Annotated in this window: 17 protein-coding genes and 1 other RNA gene; 4 read left to right on the top strand and 14 right to left on the bottom strand. The window is 33.7% G+C overall.

What is annotated here, in order from left to right:
- Nucleotides 1–6: 6 nt before the first annotated feature.
- Both GN105_RS05145 and GN105_RS05140 read right to left on the bottom strand, forming a co-directional pair.
- Entirely contained in the window at nucleotides 7–1,299 is a 1,293-nt protein-coding gene (locus GN105_RS05145) for an ABC transporter permease (RefSeq protein WP_155284365.1), read from the bottom strand.
- 48 nt (nucleotides 1,300–1,347) lie between these two features.
- Nucleotides 1,348–2,274 carry an ABC transporter ATP-binding protein gene (locus GN105_RS05140; protein WP_155284364.1) on the bottom strand — a complete coding sequence of 309 codons (927 nt, stop codon included), beginning with the start codon at nucleotides 2,272–2,274 and terminating at the stop codon, nucleotides 1,348–1,350.
- 113 nt (nucleotides 2,275–2,387) lie between these two features.
- Here GN105_RS05140 and rnpB point away from each other — a divergent pair.
- An RNA gene (gene rnpB, locus GN105_RS05135) (RNase P RNA component class A) lies at nucleotides 2,388–2,687 on the top strand.
- A gap of 8 nt (nucleotides 2,688–2,695) precedes the next feature.
- Here rnpB and GN105_RS05130 read toward each other — a convergent pair.
- Nucleotides 2,696–3,346: a protein-L-isoaspartate(D-aspartate) O-methyltransferase gene (locus GN105_RS05130; protein ID WP_155284363.1), complete on the bottom strand. Its 651-nt coding sequence runs from the start codon at nucleotides 3,344–3,346 to the stop codon at nucleotides 2,696–2,698.
- 265 nt (nucleotides 3,347–3,611) lie between these two features.
- Between GN105_RS05130 and GN105_RS05125 the strand changes: the two genes are divergently transcribed.
- Nucleotides 3,612–4,601, top strand: coding sequence for an aspartate-semialdehyde dehydrogenase (locus GN105_RS05125; RefSeq protein WP_155284362.1), 990 nt, complete (start codon nucleotides 3,612–3,614; stop codon nucleotides 4,599–4,601).
- 61 nt (nucleotides 4,602–4,662) lie between these two features.
- Here the strand turns inward: GN105_RS05125 and GN105_RS05120 are convergent, their stop codons facing one another.
- The 5 genes from GN105_RS05120 to GN105_RS05100 form a co-directional block, all read right to left on the bottom strand.
- A complete protein-coding gene (locus GN105_RS05120; RefSeq protein ID WP_155284361.1) occupies nucleotides 4,663–6,072 on the bottom strand; it encodes a CCA tRNA nucleotidyltransferase in 1,410 nt (469 codons plus the stop codon).
- A gap of 55 nt (nucleotides 6,073–6,127) precedes the next feature.
- The gene (gene kdsA / locus GN105_RS05115; protein WP_155284360.1) at nucleotides 6,128–6,931 is read right to left on the bottom strand and encodes a 3-deoxy-8-phosphooctulonate synthase; all 804 of its coding nucleotides are present in this window, start codon (nucleotides 6,929–6,931) and stop codon (nucleotides 6,128–6,130) included.
- Between the two features lie 56 nt (nucleotides 6,932–6,987).
- The gene (locus GN105_RS05110; RefSeq protein ID WP_155284359.1) at nucleotides 6,988–7,182 is read right to left on the bottom strand and encodes a hypothetical protein; all 195 of its coding nucleotides are present in this window, start codon (nucleotides 7,180–7,182) and stop codon (nucleotides 6,988–6,990) included.
- A gap of 20 nt (nucleotides 7,183–7,202) precedes the next feature.
- On the bottom strand, nucleotides 7,203–7,778 hold the full coding sequence (locus tag GN105_RS05105; protein ID WP_155284358.1) for a MarC family protein: 576 nt from the start codon (nucleotides 7,776–7,778) through the stop codon (nucleotides 7,203–7,205).
- Between the two features lie 110 nt (nucleotides 7,779–7,888).
- Nucleotides 7,889–9,157, bottom strand: a complete 1,269-nt coding sequence (locus GN105_RS05100; RefSeq protein WP_155284357.1) for a M64 family metallopeptidase — start codon at nucleotides 9,155–9,157, stop codon at nucleotides 7,889–7,891.
- A gap of 106 nt (nucleotides 9,158–9,263) precedes the next feature.
- Between GN105_RS05100 and GN105_RS05095 the strand changes: the two genes are divergently transcribed.
- Entirely contained in the window at nucleotides 9,264–10,307 is a 1,044-nt protein-coding gene (locus tag GN105_RS05095; protein ID WP_155284356.1) for a glycosyltransferase family 9 protein, read from the top strand.
- Nucleotides 10,307–10,726 (top strand): type II 3-dehydroquinate dehydratase, encoded by a 420-nt coding sequence (gene aroQ, locus GN105_RS05090; RefSeq protein WP_155284355.1) that lies wholly within the window; start codon nucleotides 10,307–10,309, stop codon nucleotides 10,724–10,726. The genes GN105_RS05095 and aroQ overlap by 1 nt, the downstream gene beginning before the upstream one ends.
- A 26-nt stretch (nucleotides 10,727–10,752) precedes the next feature.
- Here aroQ and GN105_RS05085 read toward each other — a convergent pair whose 3' ends face one another.
- From GN105_RS05085 to GN105_RS05060, 6 genes are all read right to left on the bottom strand, one after another.
- A complete protein-coding gene (locus GN105_RS05085) occupies nucleotides 10,753–11,754 on the bottom strand; it encodes an NAD-dependent epimerase/dehydratase family protein (RefSeq protein WP_155284354.1) in 1,002 nt (333 codons plus the stop codon).
- Nucleotides 11,754–12,284 (bottom strand): ferritin, encoded by a 531-nt coding sequence (locus GN105_RS05080; protein WP_155284353.1) that lies wholly within the window; start codon nucleotides 12,282–12,284, stop codon nucleotides 11,754–11,756. The genes GN105_RS05085 and GN105_RS05080 overlap by 1 nt, the downstream gene beginning before the upstream one ends.
- A 143-nt stretch (nucleotides 12,285–12,427) precedes the next feature.
- Nucleotides 12,428–13,408, bottom strand: coding sequence for a YncE family protein (locus GN105_RS05075; protein WP_155284352.1), 981 nt, complete (start codon nucleotides 13,406–13,408; stop codon nucleotides 12,428–12,430).
- Between the two features lie 13 nt (nucleotides 13,409–13,421).
- Nucleotides 13,422–14,564 carry a hypothetical protein gene (locus tag GN105_RS05070; RefSeq protein ID WP_155284351.1) on the bottom strand — a complete coding sequence of 381 codons (1,143 nt, stop codon included), beginning with the start codon at nucleotides 14,562–14,564 and terminating at the stop codon, nucleotides 13,422–13,424.
- Nucleotides 14,565–14,680: 116 nt separating this feature from the next.
- Complete coding sequence (gene kdsB / locus GN105_RS05065; protein WP_155284350.1) at nucleotides 14,681–15,424, bottom strand: 3-deoxy-manno-octulosonate cytidylyltransferase; 744 nt, start codon at nucleotides 15,422–15,424, stop codon at nucleotides 14,681–14,683.
- 142 nt (nucleotides 15,425–15,566) lie between these two features.
- Nucleotides 15,567–16,145: a hypothetical protein gene (locus GN105_RS05060; protein ID WP_227977341.1), complete on the bottom strand. Its 579-nt coding sequence runs from the start codon at nucleotides 16,143–16,145 to the stop codon at nucleotides 15,567–15,569.
- Nucleotides 16,146–16,152: the final 7 nt, after the last annotated feature.

Raw genomic sequence — 16,152 nt, 5'->3', positions numbered from 1 at the left:
TTTTTATCAATATTTAAGCCATTTCCAAACCTCTTTGTAAGTTGCTTTTTTGCCATACATCAGAATTCCTATACGATAAATTTTCGCAGCAAATTTTATTACTAAAAAGAATGTTCCGTAGAGTAATAATATGGAAATGAGCACTTCCCACCAAGACACGCCAAATGGGATTCTCATCAGCATTACCACAGGAGACGTAAGCGGAACATATGAAAGGACAACAGAAACTGTGCCGTGAGGTTCTTCTATAACAGTAAAAAAACCAACATAAACCGCTAATATTAAAGGCATTAAAATAGGCATCAAAAATTGTTGTGTATCCGTTTCATTATCCACCATTGCTCCTATAGTCGCATAAAAGGAACTATACAACAAATATCCTCCCACAAAATAAAACAAAAAAGAGGTGAACATTTCCATAAACGGAAATTTAAAAAAAGCTAACAAAACTTCCGAAGTTATCTTGTCCATTCCCGATTTATTCATTAAAACCTCATTGGTTGACGAAGGATTGACATCTAAAAATGAAGTTAAAATAGTCATCAGAAAACCACCGAAAACCATCCAAATCAAAAATTGAGTAATCCCAGCCAATGAAGTCCCAAAAATCTTACCCAGCATTAACTCAAAAGGTTTCACCGATGAAATAATGATTTCAATAATACGGTTAGTTTTTTCCTCAATTACACTACGCATAATTGCATTTCCATAAATAATAATAAACATAAAAATCAGATAACCAGCCATTCCGCCAATCGCAATTCTTATGATACTATCCAGCTCTGAACTTTTTTCTCCACTGAAATTCTCCAAAGAAATACTCACTTTTACCTTTGAATCATCTATTTGCTTTTTATCTATTCCTTTTGATGTTAAATTATCCTGAAAAAGAGTCGTTTCTATGTTATCTGAAAACTGATTTAGCAATGAAATATTAGGTGACTCTTCACTAAAAAATTCAATGTGTTGGTGCCAATTTTCATCGTTGGCTGGAGGAATATACAGTAATCCGTACATACTTTCCGCCAAAATTATCGTTTTTGCTTCTTTTAACGAAGCATCTTTCAAAAAGAAATATTCAACTGTTGAAGTATTCTCAAAACTTTTTGAAAAACGATGACTTTCATCCAAAATGGCTATTTTTTTAACATTTCCTGCATTATTAATGTTGGTCAGATAACCTATTAATAAACCAAATATTATTACAACCAACGGGCTAACAAAGGTCATAATGATAAAAGATTTGTTTCGTACTTTATTTAAATATTCTCGTTTTGTTATTATTCCTAAATGTTTCATTCCTTTTACGATACTAAAAAATAAAAATGTAACAAAAAATATCAGTTTTTAGTTTCTTTTTTCAACAGAACGCATAAATATCTCATCAACTGTCGGAATTTTTTCCACAAAATGCATAATTTCTGCTCTTGAATTCAGATATTGTAGCAACTCATTGGCTGTTTGATGTTCTTTTTTGTAAATATTAAGCTTTAAACCCTCGTACAAACTTCTAAAATTTGCGTTATCTACTGAAAAATGTTCTTGTAATTCGGATAGAAGTTCTGTTTGTTTATCTTCATCAACCTTCAGTCCTACTTCAAAAACATTACTTTTGAATGAACGCTTGATATCCAACAAATTACCTTCCAGAATTTTTTCCGACTTGTTAATCAAGGCTATATGGTCACAAAGTTCTTCTACTGATTCCATTCGGTGGGTTGAAAATATAATCGTAGCTCCTTGTTCCCGAAGATACAAAATTTCATCTTTAATAATATTGGCATTAATCGGGTCAAAACCACTAAAAGGTTCATCAAAAATAAGGAGTTTAGGCTCGTGAAGCACCGTTACAACAAATTGGATTTTCTGTGCCATTCCTTTGGAAAGCTCTTGTATTTTCTTATTCCACCAATCTCCGATTTCCAGGCGTTCAAACCAAAATTTTAAACGTTCTTTTGCTTTTTCTTTTGAAAGTCCTTTCAATTGTGCCAAATAAAGAGCCTGCTCCCCTACTTTCATCGTTTTGTAAAGTCCTCGTTCTTCCGGCAAGTATCCTATTTGTGAAATATGCTCAGGATGAAGTGGTTTCCCGTCAAAAAATACCTTCCCTGAATCGGGATATGTTATTTGATTGAGTATTCTTATAAAAGAAGTTTTCCCCGCTCCATTAGGTCCTAAAAGCCCGAAAATACTTCCTTTAGGAATTGTAACGGACACATCGTTTAAAGCTGTGTAGTTTCCGTATTTTTTACAAATATTTTCTGTGATAACCATTATAAAATTAAATGTTTGAGGGCAAATATAAACAAAAAGGTATAAACCCAAAAAAGTTTATTTTGATTATTTTCAGAAACTAAAATTCAAATAATTTCTTAACTTTGCCACCGAGAGCAAATCGGCTTATCGCTATTTTATAGAGGAAAGTCCGGACACCAAAGAGCAGCATAACGGGTAACGCCCGTCCGTCGTAAGATGAGGACAAGTGCAACAGAAAGCAAGTACAGTTAGGCTGTAGTGAAATCAGGTAAACTCTATGTGGTGCAACGCCGTGTAAACCAGCTTTTTAGGGTTGCTCGCCCGATGTTGGAGGGTAGGCGGTTTGAGTTTATAAGTAATTATAAATCAAGATAAATGATAAGCATCTTGCCAGTCAAGAAACAGAATCCGGCTTATGATTTGCTCTCTTTTTATTTTTCTAAACCTTATCCTTTAACAAAGGAACAAATTGAAAATCACCATATTCTGTTTTATGAAATTCACTTGGAGATATTCTTTCAAAGAGAGTCATCACTTGTGTTTCATCTCCCACAGGAATAACCAATCTTCCTCCTACTGCCAATTGAGCTAACAAAGCAGTTGGCACTTCAGGAGCCCCAGCTGTTACCAAAATACGATCAAAAGGTGCTTCATTGGGTAATCCTTTATAGCCATCTCCAAAGTACATTTTTGCGGGACGAGGCATTAGCTTCGGAAGTAATAATTGTGTTTGCTTAAAAAGCTTTTGTTGCCGTTCAATGGTAAATAAATTAACTCCCAAAAAAAGCAAAACACTTGATTGATAACCACTTCCCGTGCCTATTTCCAGCACTTTCTGTCCGGCAGAAACTTGTAATAACTGTGTTTGAAAAGCTACAGTATAAGGTTGAGAAATGGTTTGACCTGCCTCAATGGGAAAAGCCTTATCTTGGTATGCGTGAGCCTCGAAACTACTATCCATAAACAAATGTCTTGGAATTGTTCGAATGGCATTCAAAACGTTTATATCCGTAATTCCTTTCTCCTTTAGTAAATCAGCTAATTGGTTTCGTAACCCTTTATGTTTCAAAGTATCCTTTAGTGGCAACATTCTTTTTTATGGTTTAAAATCATCAAAAACGGCTACAAAGTTCATTATTTTTTTTGAATTTTAAAAGAGATAAACTATCTACATTTTTATTATAAAATCATCCTAAATACGCTCTCACACAATCGTTTTTACATATTTTGGGCATAACACTTTTCAAATCAACAAGAAAATAATATTTTGTTAAAAATTAAACATTTTAATTTTATAAATTCCACAATTAAAATTTAATATGTAAATTTGTGCGTCATATTTTATTTTAAATATTATGAGAGTAGCTGTTGTGGGCGTTACTGGTATGGTTGGTAACGTAATGTTAGAAGTACTTAAAGAAAGGAATTTTCCTGTAACTGAGCTAATTCCCGTGGCTTCGGAGAAGTCTGTTGGGCAAAAAATAAATTTTCAGGGCAAAGAATACACTGTGATAGGATTGCAGCAAGCAGTTTCTTTAAAGCCTGATATTGCATTGTTTTCGGCTGGAGGAAGCGTTTCGCTGGAATGGGCTCCCAAATTTTCACAAGTAGGGACAACTGTGGTTGATAATTCTTCTGCTTGGCGTATGGACACAACTAAAAAATTGGTAATTCCTGAAATCAATGCTGATGTTCTTACAAAAGAAGATAAAATAATCGCAAATCCGAACTGTTCCACAATTCAAATGCTGATTGCTTTGGCTCCACTTCAAAAAAAATATGGAATCAAACGTGTTGTGGTTTCTACCTATCAATCCATCACAGGCACCGGAGTAAAAGCCGTGAAACAACTTGAAAACGAGTACAAAGGAGAAAAAGGCGATATGGCTTATCATTACCAAATACACCGAAATGCTATTCCGCATTGCGACGTTTTCGAGGATAATGGCTACACAAAAGAAGAAATGAAATTGGTTCGCGAAACTAAAAAAATTCTCCGTGATGACAGCATTGCTGTTACCGCTACGGCTGTACGTATTCCTGTTGTTGGCGGGCATAGTGAATCAATAAATGTTGAACTTCTTAACAATTTTGATTTAGATGAAGTACGTGAATTATTCTCAAAAACCTCTGGATTAACTCTTCAGGATGATATCAGCACAAACACCTACCCTATGCCTTTGTATGCACAGGGAAAAGACGATGTTTTTGTTGGACGTATTCGCAGAGATGAATCTCAACCTAACTCCCTAAATATGTGGGTAGTATCAGATAATTTAAGAAAAGGAGCTGCAACAAACACAATTCAAATTGCTGAATATCTGGTTGCAAACAATCTGTTATAATAAAATTTAGTTTAAAAACAAAAAAGCTGAAGAATGTAAATACTCTTCAGCCTTTTTTTATTTATATCAACTTCATCTGCTTGGCTTTATCGAACATAAATTTTTTAGCAGCTTCGTAATCATTTGATATTTTTCCGTCCAAAATAGCTTCTTTTATAGCATCTTTTAGCATTCCTATTTCACGCGAAGGCTTCAAATTGAACGTTTTCATAATTTCTTCTCCTGAAATCGGAGGCTGAAAATTACGAATATGGTCTTTTTCCTCTACTTCTACAACTTTTTGGCGAACCAGCTGAAAATTATCGTGATATTGTTTGAATTTCTTTGGATTCTTCGTTGTAATATCTGCCTCACAAAGCGTCATCAAATCCTCAAAATCATCTCCGGCATCAAAAACCAACCGCCTTACCGCAGAATCTGTAACAATATCTTCAGCAATAACAATGGGACGAGAACTCATACGAACCATCTTCTGAACATATTTCATTTTATCATTCAGAGGCATTCGCAATCGTTTGAAAATATGGAAAACCATTTTACTTCCCAAAAATTCGTGACCGTGAAACGTCCAGCCGTTTTTTTTATCAAAACGTTTCGTTGGAGCTTTTCCGATATCGTGCAATAAAGCCGACCAACGTAGCCACAAATCATCTGTGTTTTGGGCTATGTTATCAACAACTTCTAATGTATGCCAGAAATTATCTTTATGTCGTTGCCCTTCGTGTTCCTCTACTCCTTGTAATTCAACAAGTTCCGGAAGAATATAATGAAGAAGTTTTGTTTCGTACAGAAGTTTCAAGCCAATAGAAGGTTTTGGCGAAGCAAGTATCTTATTTAGCTCATCTATAATACGTTCATTTGAAATTATCTTTAAACGATCTTTGTTTTTAGCAATTGCCTGCAATGACTTTTCTTCTATTTCAAATCCTAACTGAGTCGCAAACCGAATAGCCCGCATCATACGAAGAGGGTCATCCGAATATGTTATATCCGGATCAAGCGGTGTGCGTATAATTTTATTTTTAAGGTCTGAAAGCCCATCAAAAGGGTCAATCAATTCTCCGAAATTATGTTCTGAAAGAGACAACGCCATTGCATTGATTGTGAAATCTCTACGATTTTGGTCGTCTTGGAGCGTTCCACTTTCTACATAAGGTTTCCGAGAGTTGGATTCATAACTTTCTTTTCTGGCTCCAACAAATTCAATATCCAGCCCGTCTGCTTTTATCATTGCAGTTCCAAAATTCTTAAAAACAGAAACTTTCGGATTATTTGGTAATTTTTCAGCTACTTTTTCCGCCAAAGAAATTCCGCTCCCGATAGAAACAATATCAATGTCCTTCGGAAGTTTTTTCTTCAGAAGATAATCCCTCACAAATCCACCAATAACATAACTTTCCAATGAAATTTCACCTGAAATTTTGCTTATTAACGAAAAAATTGGATTTGAAAGAGCTTCTTTATGATACATATAATTTTTAGTTTGAAAAAATTAGAAAATTAGCGAATTTGAAAAATTTAAGCTGCTAATCTTCAAATGATAAGATTGTTTGTCTGATTGCTGTTAATCTTGTTAAAAGACCTTCAAGCAAATCAAGATGAAGCATATTTGCCCCATCACTTTTCGCATTTGCCGGGTCAAAGTGGGTTTCTATGAATAGCCCGTCTGCATTATTCACGATAGCTGCACGAGCAATGGTTTCAATCATATCGGGACGACCTCCAGTTACGCCACTTGTTTGGTTAGGCTGTTGTAAAGAATGCGTAACATCCATAATTACAGGAGCATACGAACGCATTGTTGGTATTCCTCTGAAATCAACAATCAAATCCTGATAACCAAACATCGTGCCTCTATCTGTAATTAAAACACTATTATTTCCGCTATCAAGTACTTTCTGAACGGCATGTTTCATACTTTCAGGACTCATAAATTGTCCTTTTTTTAAATTAACAACCTTACCCGTTTTGGCAGCTGCAACCACCAAATCAGTCTGACGCACCAAAAAAGCTGGAATTTGCAGAATATCAACATATTGAGCAGCCATTTCAGCTTCGCTAACTTCGTGAATATCAGTAACCGTTGGCACTCCAAATTCTTTTCCCACTTTTTCAAGAATTTTCAACGCCTTTTCATCACCAATTCCCGTAAAAGAATCTATCCGGCTGCGATTTGCCTTTTTGAAACTCCCTTTAAAAACATACGGAATATTCAATTTATCCGTGATGGAAACTATTCTCTCGGCAATCTGCATCGCCATTTCTTCTCCTTCAATAGCACAAGGACCTGCCAAAAGGAAAAAATTATTTTCTTTATTAGATACAAGCATAATTCCAGATATTATTTCACTGAATTTCAATTAAATAACAATTAAAATCAGATGTTTTATTTCAACTTGTCTTTGATTCGCCTTGATAGATAAAAAATCGAAAGCAACAACAGTGCAACTCCTGCTACACCTGCTGAAATCAAAGCTACAAAACTCTTTCCTTCAAACGGATTTGAAAAATCTATTAAATAGATATTAAACCCAATGATGACTAAAGAAAAAATAAATAATATTACAATAAATATTTTCATAAAAATCAATTTCTAAACTTTTAAGCAAATAATCCTTTGGCATTTGCAGCAAATAATTTCACGGCAATGGCAAGCAAAATCACTCCAAATATCTTACGTATTACATTTATTCCTTGTTTACCCAATATTTTTTCTATTTTTTTAGAAGATTTTAGCACAATGTAAACAAATATGATGTTTATAACAATTCCTATTATGATATTTTCAAGATAATATTCTGCTCGCAATGACAGAACTGTGGTCATAGAACCTGCACCTGCTACCAACGGAAACGCCAAAGGAACAATTGATGCTGTTTGTGGCTCTTCATCACGATAAAGAGTAATTCCAAGAATCATTTCCAAAGCCAAGAAAAACAAAATGAACGCCCCTGCAACAGCAAATGATTCCACCGTTACACCAAATAGATTAAGAATTTCTTTCCCCAAAAATAAGAACAAAATAAGCAAAATAGCCGAAACAATTGCCGTTTTTTCCGACTGAATATGCCCAACTTTCTGACGTAAATTAATGATTATGGGAATACTACCAATAATATCAATTACGGCAAAAAGCACCATTGTTGTGGATATAATTTCCTTAATATCAAAATTCATTTTCCAAAAATTTTTGCAAAAATAGAAAAAAAGTCGGATATAGAAACTGGTTTGATAATTTGTTAGATGATTGGCTCTACAAACTTTTATTTTAATTTTTTAGTGGCTATTTATTCTGTGTAAAATTTCACAACTTTCCGAATAGCTCGTTCACAAACAGGACAAAATCCTTTCGGTACATTGGATTTCATTCGGCAATCCTGCACCGGACTGTAAATTCCTTTGGAAACATAGCCTCCTCCCTCAAAAACGCCCACTTCTTTTTCATATTTTGGAGTTCTCGGAGTAGGAATTGGTGTTGATTTTTTAATCATATCTTTCCATTTAGTCTCAAAATTCGCCAAAGATGTGATATTTTCCTCCCAAGGTTCCACCGAAATGTTATAAAATGAATCAAAAGCAGTAGAAGAATCATAATATTCATCGGCAAGCCCTACAAAACCGTGACCAAATTCGTGAACAAATACTTTCTCTGATAATTCGTGATCAGAAGTTGCTAAATTTAGATGATTATAAAATCCTCCTCCTCCGTAAGTTGACGTATTTACCAAAACATAAATTTGGTCATAAGGCACCAGTGAAGCAGCATCGGCAATTGCTTGCATATTGTTGGTTGTCAGATATCTTTCCATATCAAAAGTATAGAAAGAAGCATCAAAAGCAGTTTTTTTGTAAATATGTTTACCCGGAATATCCGTACCTGATTCTTTGGAAGTTACACCAATTGCATATACATTAAAATCTTTTTTCAAAGAGTCAAAAGGCGGAATTGTAAACATATAATCAACCATTCTCTTGGCGTCGGCGTAAAACTTCTGAATTTCGCTTTCAGTGTATCCTTCTGCTAAAATAGCAATATCCACCTTTTGAGACGGATTGCCATTTTCAAGCAATTTCTTCACTGAATAAACCGAAACCGTTTCTTCTTTTATAAAATAATCATTCGGATTGATACTTTTTTCAAATATTTTCTCAAATTTTCCATTCTTGTTACGTTTTTCTATCTGTAATTGTAGATTTTTAATAAGAAATGGTACTTGTACAGCGTGTGAAAATAATTTTTTCTCTATTTTTGCCTGCTCAATATGTTGCCATTCGTTAAAAAGAGAATTAAATCCTTTTGAAAAAACGACTTTTTGTGTTTTTTCATCAATCAATTGTAACCGAAACTCACCATAATTCGGAAAAATGAAATTAGTTTTTGAACCTCCCCAATATGGTTCCTTTTTCATTTGCGTCAGGATTACTTCTGTTGTATGTGCATCACCTACCAAATAAAAATCAATCCGAAGACTTTTATTAAAATCGAAGTTTTTTTCTTGCGAATAAAATATTCCGGAAACTAAAAAACTAAAAAAAATCAATAAAATACGTTTCATTTTTGAAAATTTTCAATACATTTGTAATTGCTTTTCGTTCATTACCTCTAAATGAGATAAATAACAAAAGCCAAAGGTAACGAATAAATCTCAACAAATCAATAAAATGGCTTTCAAACATATTGCAGTGTTTCGTATGTCGGCGATGGGTGATGTCGCTATTAGTGTTCCTGTTTTAACTGCCTTTGCGGAACAATATCCTAATGTAAAAATTACCTTTGTTACACGACCAATATTTGCTCCAATGTTTGCACATATACCTAACTGTGAAGTATTTAACATTGATTTAAAAGGCAAACATAAAGGTATTTCAGGTCTCTATCAATTGTTCAAAGAGCTTAAAAATTTGGGAATCGAAGCCGTTGCTGATATTCATAACGTATTAAGAACTAATATTTTAAAAATATTTTTCAAAATTTCAGGGATTCCATTTTTTCAAATTGATAAGGGAAGAAAGGAAAAAAAAGCTCTTACAAGACCTAAAAACAAGACTTTCAGACAATTAAAACCTTCTTATCAACGTTATGCCGATGTTCTTGAAAAGTTAGGTTTTCCTATTTCGTTGGATAAGAATTATTTAGTGCCAAAACCTAAGTTATCAGAAGAGGTAAAAAATTTACTTTCAAAAGAGAAAAATATTGGAATTGCTCCGTTTGCCTCACACTTGGGAAAACAATATCCTTTTGAAAACCTTAAAAATTTGATTTTCAAACTATCAGAAAACTATCCAAATAGTAAAATTTATATTTTTGGTGGAGGAGAACACGAACGAAAAATTGTTGAAGAAGTTGCTTTCTTACCAAATATAGAAAATATGGTAGGGCGTTTTCCATTTGAAAAAGAATTACAACTCATTGCAAATCTTAATGTTATGATTGCAATGGATAGCGGAAATGCACATTTAGCAGCGATGTTTGGAGTTCCAACAATAACCGTTTGGGGAGTAACGCACCCATTTGCCGGATTTTATCCTTATGGTCAGCCAATTGAAAACGCTTTATTGGCAGACAGAAAGGCTTTTCCCCTCATTCCAACCTCTGTTTACGGAAATAAATATCCAAAAGGTTATGAAAGAGCTATAAAAACTATCACAACAGAAGAAATTTTAACTAAAATAGAAGAAATTATCACTCTAAACAATAAAAAATAATGAAAATAGCTATCATTAACGGTCCTAATCTCAATCTTTTAGGTAAAAGAGAACCGGAAATCTATGGAAAACAAACTTTTGAGCATTTTTTTAATAATTTACAGAAAAAATATCTGCAAACTCAGCTTATTTATTTTCAAAGCAATGTAGAAGGTGAAATTATTAATAAAATTCACGAAATCGGGTTTGACTATAGCGGAATAATTCTCAATGCAGGGGCCTATACACATACCTCAATTGCCATTGCTGATGCCATAAAATCTATTCAAACTCCTGTAATTGAAGTACATATTTCCAATACATTCGCTCGAGAAACATACCGACATCATTCCTACATTTCGCCTGTATCCAAAGGAGTTATTTTAGGATTTGGTATGAAAAGTTATGAATTAGCATTACTGAGTTTTTTAGAAAAATAGAAAAGAAAAAATCATTTTACGTTTTTTTATTTCTTGTATTTCTGACAGATTTCTTTTAAAGAGTCATCTATACTTTTATACTGAAAATCAACAAATTGAGTTATTTTATTTCCATCATAATTAATCACACGACCCAGTGAATCTGCACTTCTTAAAGTTAATGTTCTCTTTTTAACTCTAAAAAAACTTAAAAAACCATCTAAACGAGCAAGAAAACGAAGTGTTTTATAATTTATTTTTTTTCGAGGAGGTTTTACTTTCAAATAATTGGCAATGTTTTTAAGAATATATTCGTACGTTTGATTTGAGCCATTAAGTACAAATCTCTGATTTTCAACTTCTGAAAACTGAAGAGCAATCATTGCTTTTACAACATCTTCAACATCAACAAAGCCTGTTCCGCCTGCAGGGAAAAATGAAAGTCCGTCTGCTACTTTTTTAAATAAAAGCCCTGAACCTGAGTCCCAAAAGTATGCTCCTAAAACCACCGACGGATTTACAATGACAACTTTTAAACCTTCCTGCGAACCTCGCCAAACTTCCATTTCAGCTCCGTGCTTACTAATGGCATAATCGTGGTTGTTATCTTCTGGATTCCAATCACTTAATTCATTCGTAATTTTACCAACCGCCGAAGATAAAGCCGACACAGAACTCACGTGACACAACTTCTTTACCTGAAAATCAATGCAAAGATTCACTATATTAGCCGTACCTTCTACATTAACTTTAATGAGTTTCTCAAAATCATCAGGCTGAAAAGAAATAAACCCTGCTGCGTGAAAAACATAAGAAACATCCCGAAAAGCCATTTCCAGCCTCGGGATGTCATTAATATCAGCCTTAACCCACTCTATTCGAGAAAATTGCTTTTCTCCTGTATGAGATAATTTTTGAAATATTTTATTGATTTTTTCCAACGAATCCTCGGAACGATAAATCGCCCTTACTTTTCTGTCCTCTCTTTGAGTTAGATAGAACAACAAATGACTTCCTATCAATCCGGTTCCGCCAGTAACTAAAATCATTATGCGTCTTCTAACGGAATACGTTCGTCAATTAATTTAAGTGCCAATGGATTATCTTTACCTTCCATTAGTTCAAACATATCCAAAATACCGTGTACCAAACGCTCTTCTTCAAGTTGCTCTTCCACAAACCATTGCAAGAAATTTTCACTCGCGTAATCGGCCTCTTGTCGTGCCTTTTGGAAAATATAAAAAATAGATTTGGTTACTTCAATTTCGTGTTCCAATGTTTTTTCATAAACCTCTTTGAGTGATTTGAAATCTTGTTGCACTTTGCCTACTTCAGGAGCAAAAGCTCTAGCTCCGTTTTCATTCAAAAAACGGAAAATTTTCATCATATGGTCTCTTTCTTCCACTGCGTGACAGTAGAAAAACTCAGCACTTCTTGGAAATCCGTTAACTTCACACCAAGATGCCATTGCCAAATAAATGGAACTTGCCTCAGCTTCTTTACTAACTTGAAGATTTAACAAATCAATAATTTCAGGATGCAAACTTGTTTGCAATCGGGTATATTTTTGTTTTGCCATAGTGATATTTTTTTTAAAAATTAATCAATTCCGCAAATTTACACTTTTTTTGCAATAATCCCGTTTTATTGGGTTAAAATTATTCTTTAATAAAATAAAAAACTGCCCATAAAAGGCAGCTTTTTACATATTTGACAAATCTGTTAATATTCTTTATAAATAATATTCTTTACATTATAGAGTGAAATTGAACTATTTATATTATTGATTACAAATAGTTTATCTTCAGAAAAAGTAAAGCACGTAACGCTAAGTGGTGTAGATTGAAAATTTGTATATCTTTTTCCTACAATTCCTTTTTCAGTATCAATTCTGGCAAATCCTAACTCTCCAAAACTGGCATAAAGATGTCCTCTAAATTGAGCTAATTGGTATATTCTCGTTCCAAAATTTATACTTTTAGAAGCAGACTGCTCATTATTTATAAGCATATTTTCTTGTAAATCATACGTTTCTATTGAATTATTATTTGATAAATACAATTTTTTGTCAATATAAGCCAATGAAGCGTTACTTCTTTGTGAAAAAGCACTTCTTATGGGAGCAGAAATTTTCTTTGAATTTTCAGGTATAATATCTGAATTTCTGTAGAAAAGAAGCCTTCGTAAATCACGAATTAACAAATGATTTTCCATAGGCAATAATGTCAAAGCCTGAAACATTCCATTGTTATCGTAACCGTCTCTTCCTGTGCCAATAGTCGTTTGTAAAGAAAAAGTTTTTCGGTCAAAAACTTGTACCGTATTTGACTGTGTAATAAACAAATAATCATTATTGATTGCCACATCTTTTATTTCTTTCAAATTGGAAATCAATTCAGTAAGCACTCCTGTTTGTAGGTCTAATTTTTGGACAGAATATGTTTTATTTGTTCCGTTAGTGGCTTCTACTCCCAAGAAAAGTTCATCTTCATACCAATCAATAGTAATAAAGTTTTCGTTTTGCTTTTTATTTGTTAAAATTGGATTCTGTTCTTCAAAATAGTATGCAACGGTTGATTCTGATTTAATTTTAGGATCTACTTTTACTATTTTTTCAATTTTTTTCTCTATAATAACTTCTTCAACTTGCTTCCCGCACGAAAACAAAGTAGTAAGCAGGATAAATGTAAATATTTTTTTCATCTGTTGTGTTATTTTATTTTTCGTAAGGATATTTTGTGAAAGGAAGCTCTCCGTCTAACAATAATTTTTGGTAAACAGCCATTCCTACAGGTACCAAACCTTTAGTGTCTTTTCCCTCACCATAGAAATAAGTCATATTTCCGTCGTGACCATAACCAGCTACGTGACCGAATTCGTGAATCCAGACATTCATAACCAACGAACTAAACCAAGGAGCTCCCAAATCGGACTTTGTATAATAAGCACTTTTAGGATTGTTAATATACTCACGGCGAACACCAAAAGTACTTCCTCCGCCTAAGCCACCCAAACCAGGCTCTATGATTACACCCAAATCCTGACGAGGAATTTCAATAAAACTACGGATAATTTGCTCTCTGTTCAAAGCTACTCCTTTTTTATTTTCAAATTCATATGGAGTTTCTTTAATCCCTTTTTCAAAATCATCTGAACTGAACATATACGCCATATTCATCACAACCGGAAGGTAATTACGGGCATCTTCAGCAGTTAATCTTCCCCATTTGTTATCTCTTTCGTAAGGTCTGAAACAATACAACGTGTTGAGTTTGATTGCTTTCATTTTCTCAAGCATTGGGTCATTGCTTATCAAAGAAAATTTCAAATCAGAAGGAGAAAGGTTATTTATATTTTCTACAGAAAACTTTTGTCCGTTGATATCTTCAAAAAATGTTTCTCTGGCAGAAAAAGGCAAATCACCAACATACTCATACAGAGGAGGAAATTCCTCAAAAAAAGCAATTTTTACAGGTGCTTTGAATCCTTCAACATACATTTGAAGTTCAACATTAGTGAAAGTGTGAGGCAAAAAGTTACGGATTCGATACTTATTTCCTTCAATGGCACGCACCTCCAGCATTTCATTCACACGGAAAGCTCTCAAATCGTCATTGTAAAGAATCACCTTTCCGTTTACTTCTTTATTATCTTCTTCTGTAAACATTTCTGTTCCTGAAGTTTTCACTTGTAAAGCGGTAACTGTGGAAGCTTTGGCAAGGTCAAAATCTTTAACAACTTGTTTTTCAACCTCAACCTCAACGATTTTTTCTTGTTTTTCGTTTTTTGCACATCCAAAAGCTAATAGTCCCACTAGTGCAAACAACCTCAGTTTCAATCTTTTAGTAAGTAGTTTCATTTATATTACTGATTTTTTAAGGCGACAAAAATAATATTTTTCTTTTAATTACAAAAAATAAAGGCTATTTTCCTAAAGAAAAACAGCCTTTACTTATATATTTACTAAAAACTTGATTATAAATGATTACGTTTTTTCCAAAGTTGCCTTGCCTTTTGCAAATCTTCCTCCGTGTCAATGCCTATGGTAGAAATGTTGGTTTCTGCTAAACGAATTCTAAATCCGTTTTCCAAATAACGAAGTTGCTCTAACTTCTCCGTCTTTTCCAAAATTGATTCTTCTAATTGTGTAAACTGCATTAAGGCTTCTTTTCTGTAAGCATAAATTCCAATATGCTTAAAATAAACACCTTCCGATTTTTCATCTCGTGGGAAAGGAATAAAAGCCCTTGAAAAATAGAGTGCATCACCGTTTTTACTAACTACAACCTTCACATTATTTGGATTGCAAACCTCTTCAGGATTATCTAATCGTTCCATCAAACTGGCTACACTCACCTCATTATTAACATCTTCCGAAAATATTTTGAGTAACATTTCCAAATTCTTCTTCTCTGTAAAAGGTTCATCTCCTTGAATATTTACAATTACATCCGCTTCCAGATTCTCGCAAGCCTCTGCAATTCTGTCACTTCCGCTTTTGTGTTCCTTTTTACTACGGATGACCTTGCCTCCCACATTCAGGATTGCCTCTTCAATTCGGTTATCATCGGTAACCACATACACTTGTCCGAAAAGCTTCGTGTTAAGTACAGCTTCAAAAGTCCTGACAATCACAGGTTTTCCTTCCAAATCTTTCATTAATTTCCCCGAAAAACGAGAAGCCTCATAACGTGCAGGAATCATTGCTATTATTTTCATAAATGCTCTCTTTTTGTAGCAAAGATATATTTTTTAGTCAGAAAAGTAAAATATTTGTTTTATAATTTTAATTATCAATAAGTTACAAAAATAACAAATCGGTCTTTATTCTCCTGCGAAATAGTTTCTTTGGGTATAAATCCTATTTTTCAGTAAATTCCATTGTTGCTAAAACATCTACTGTTTCCCAGACTTTACTTATTCCGTCTGCTCCTTTGTGTAAATCAAAACACACACTATTAAGCATCTCCAAAACTTGTAATGCGTTGAAGTCTTTCAGATTGATAGGAGCAGTAAGTTTTAGTTTTCTATTTTCATAACTGACCGTTGCAGGAACTTCCTCAACTAAAATTCCGTTCATTTTTAACTTTACAAACCATTGATTGTCTTTTAGATATATTTTCCCAGAAATCGTCCCAGCTTCGTTCATAAGCCCGAAGAAAGATTTTTTGATTTTTTCGTCTCTGGAAATATCTCCTGTCGCCAAGTCAAGTGAGTTCAAACTGAATTCTGCTTCATTCAAAATTTCTTCAACGGAAGTCCCTTCTCCAATTTTTTCTAATTTTACGGAGTTAAATGTGCCTTTGACGGGCAGTTTGTCGGTGGTTTTGTATGCTGTCCATTCCACTTTGACAGAATTTTCTAAAGGTTTGATTTTTTGTTTATTAAAACATCCAACAAGCAGTCCTGCTATTAAAAAAATTGTAAAAATATTTTTCATTCTCATT

It is taken from the genome of Capnocytophaga felis, assembly GCF_009684755.1.
Taxonomy (GTDB): Bacteria; Bacteroidota; Bacteroidia; order Flavobacteriales; family Flavobacteriaceae; genus Capnocytophaga; species Capnocytophaga felis.
The sequence above is the reverse complement of the archived record's forward strand: the minus strand, read 5'-3'. Positions and strand labels throughout refer to the sequence as shown.

Coding starts and splice junctions, on each gene's coding strand:
- GN105_RS05145 (WP_155284365.1), bottom strand. CDS start 1,299: ATGAAACATTTAGGAATAATAACAAAACGAGAATATTTAAATAAAGTA.
- GN105_RS05140 (WP_155284364.1), bottom strand. CDS start 2,274: ATGGTTATCACAGAAAATATTTGTAAAAAATACGGAAACTACACAGCT.
- GN105_RS05130 (WP_155284363.1), bottom strand. CDS start 3,346: ATGTTGCCACTAAAGGATACTTTGAAACATAAAGGGTTACGAAACCAA.
- GN105_RS05125 (WP_155284362.1), top strand. CDS start 3,612: ATGAGAGTAGCTGTTGTGGGCGTTACTGGTATGGTTGGTAACGTAATG.
- GN105_RS05120 (WP_155284361.1), bottom strand. CDS start 6,072: ATGTATCATAAAGAAGCTCTTTCAAATCCAATTTTTTCGTTAATAAGC.
- kdsA (WP_155284360.1), bottom strand. CDS start 6,931: ATGCTTGTATCTAATAAAGAAAATAATTTTTTCCTTTTGGCAGGTCCT.
- GN105_RS05110 (WP_155284359.1), bottom strand. CDS start 7,182: ATGAAAATATTTATTGTAATATTATTTATTTTTTCTTTAGTCATCATT.
- GN105_RS05105 (WP_155284358.1), bottom strand. CDS start 7,778: ATGAATTTTGATATTAAGGAAATTATATCCACAACAATGGTGCTTTTT.
- GN105_RS05100 (WP_155284357.1), bottom strand. CDS start 9,157: ATGAAACGTATTTTATTGATTTTTTTTAGTTTTTTAGTTTCCGGAATA.
- GN105_RS05095 (WP_155284356.1), top strand. CDS start 9,264: ATGGCTTTCAAACATATTGCAGTGTTTCGTATGTCGGCGATGGGTGAT.
- aroQ (WP_155284355.1), top strand. CDS start 10,307: ATGAAAATAGCTATCATTAACGGTCCTAATCTCAATCTTTTAGGTAAA.
- GN105_RS05085 (WP_155284354.1), bottom strand. CDS start 11,754: ATGATTTTAGTTACTGGCGGAACCGGATTGATAGGAAGTCATTTGTTG.
- GN105_RS05080 (WP_155284353.1), bottom strand. CDS start 12,284: ATGGCAAAACAAAAATATACCCGATTGCAAACAAGTTTGCATCCTGAA.
- GN105_RS05075 (WP_155284352.1), bottom strand. CDS start 13,408: ATGAAAAAAATATTTACATTTATCCTGCTTACTACTTTGTTTTCGTGC.
- GN105_RS05070 (WP_155284351.1), bottom strand. CDS start 14,564: ATGAAACTACTTACTAAAAGATTGAAACTGAGGTTGTTTGCACTAGTG.
- kdsB (WP_155284350.1), bottom strand. CDS start 15,424: ATGAAAATAATAGCAATGATTCCTGCACGTTATGAGGCTTCTCGTTTT.
- GN105_RS05060 (WP_227977341.1), bottom strand. CDS start 16,145: ATGAAAAATATTTTTACAATTTTTTTAATAGCAGGACTGCTTGTTGGA.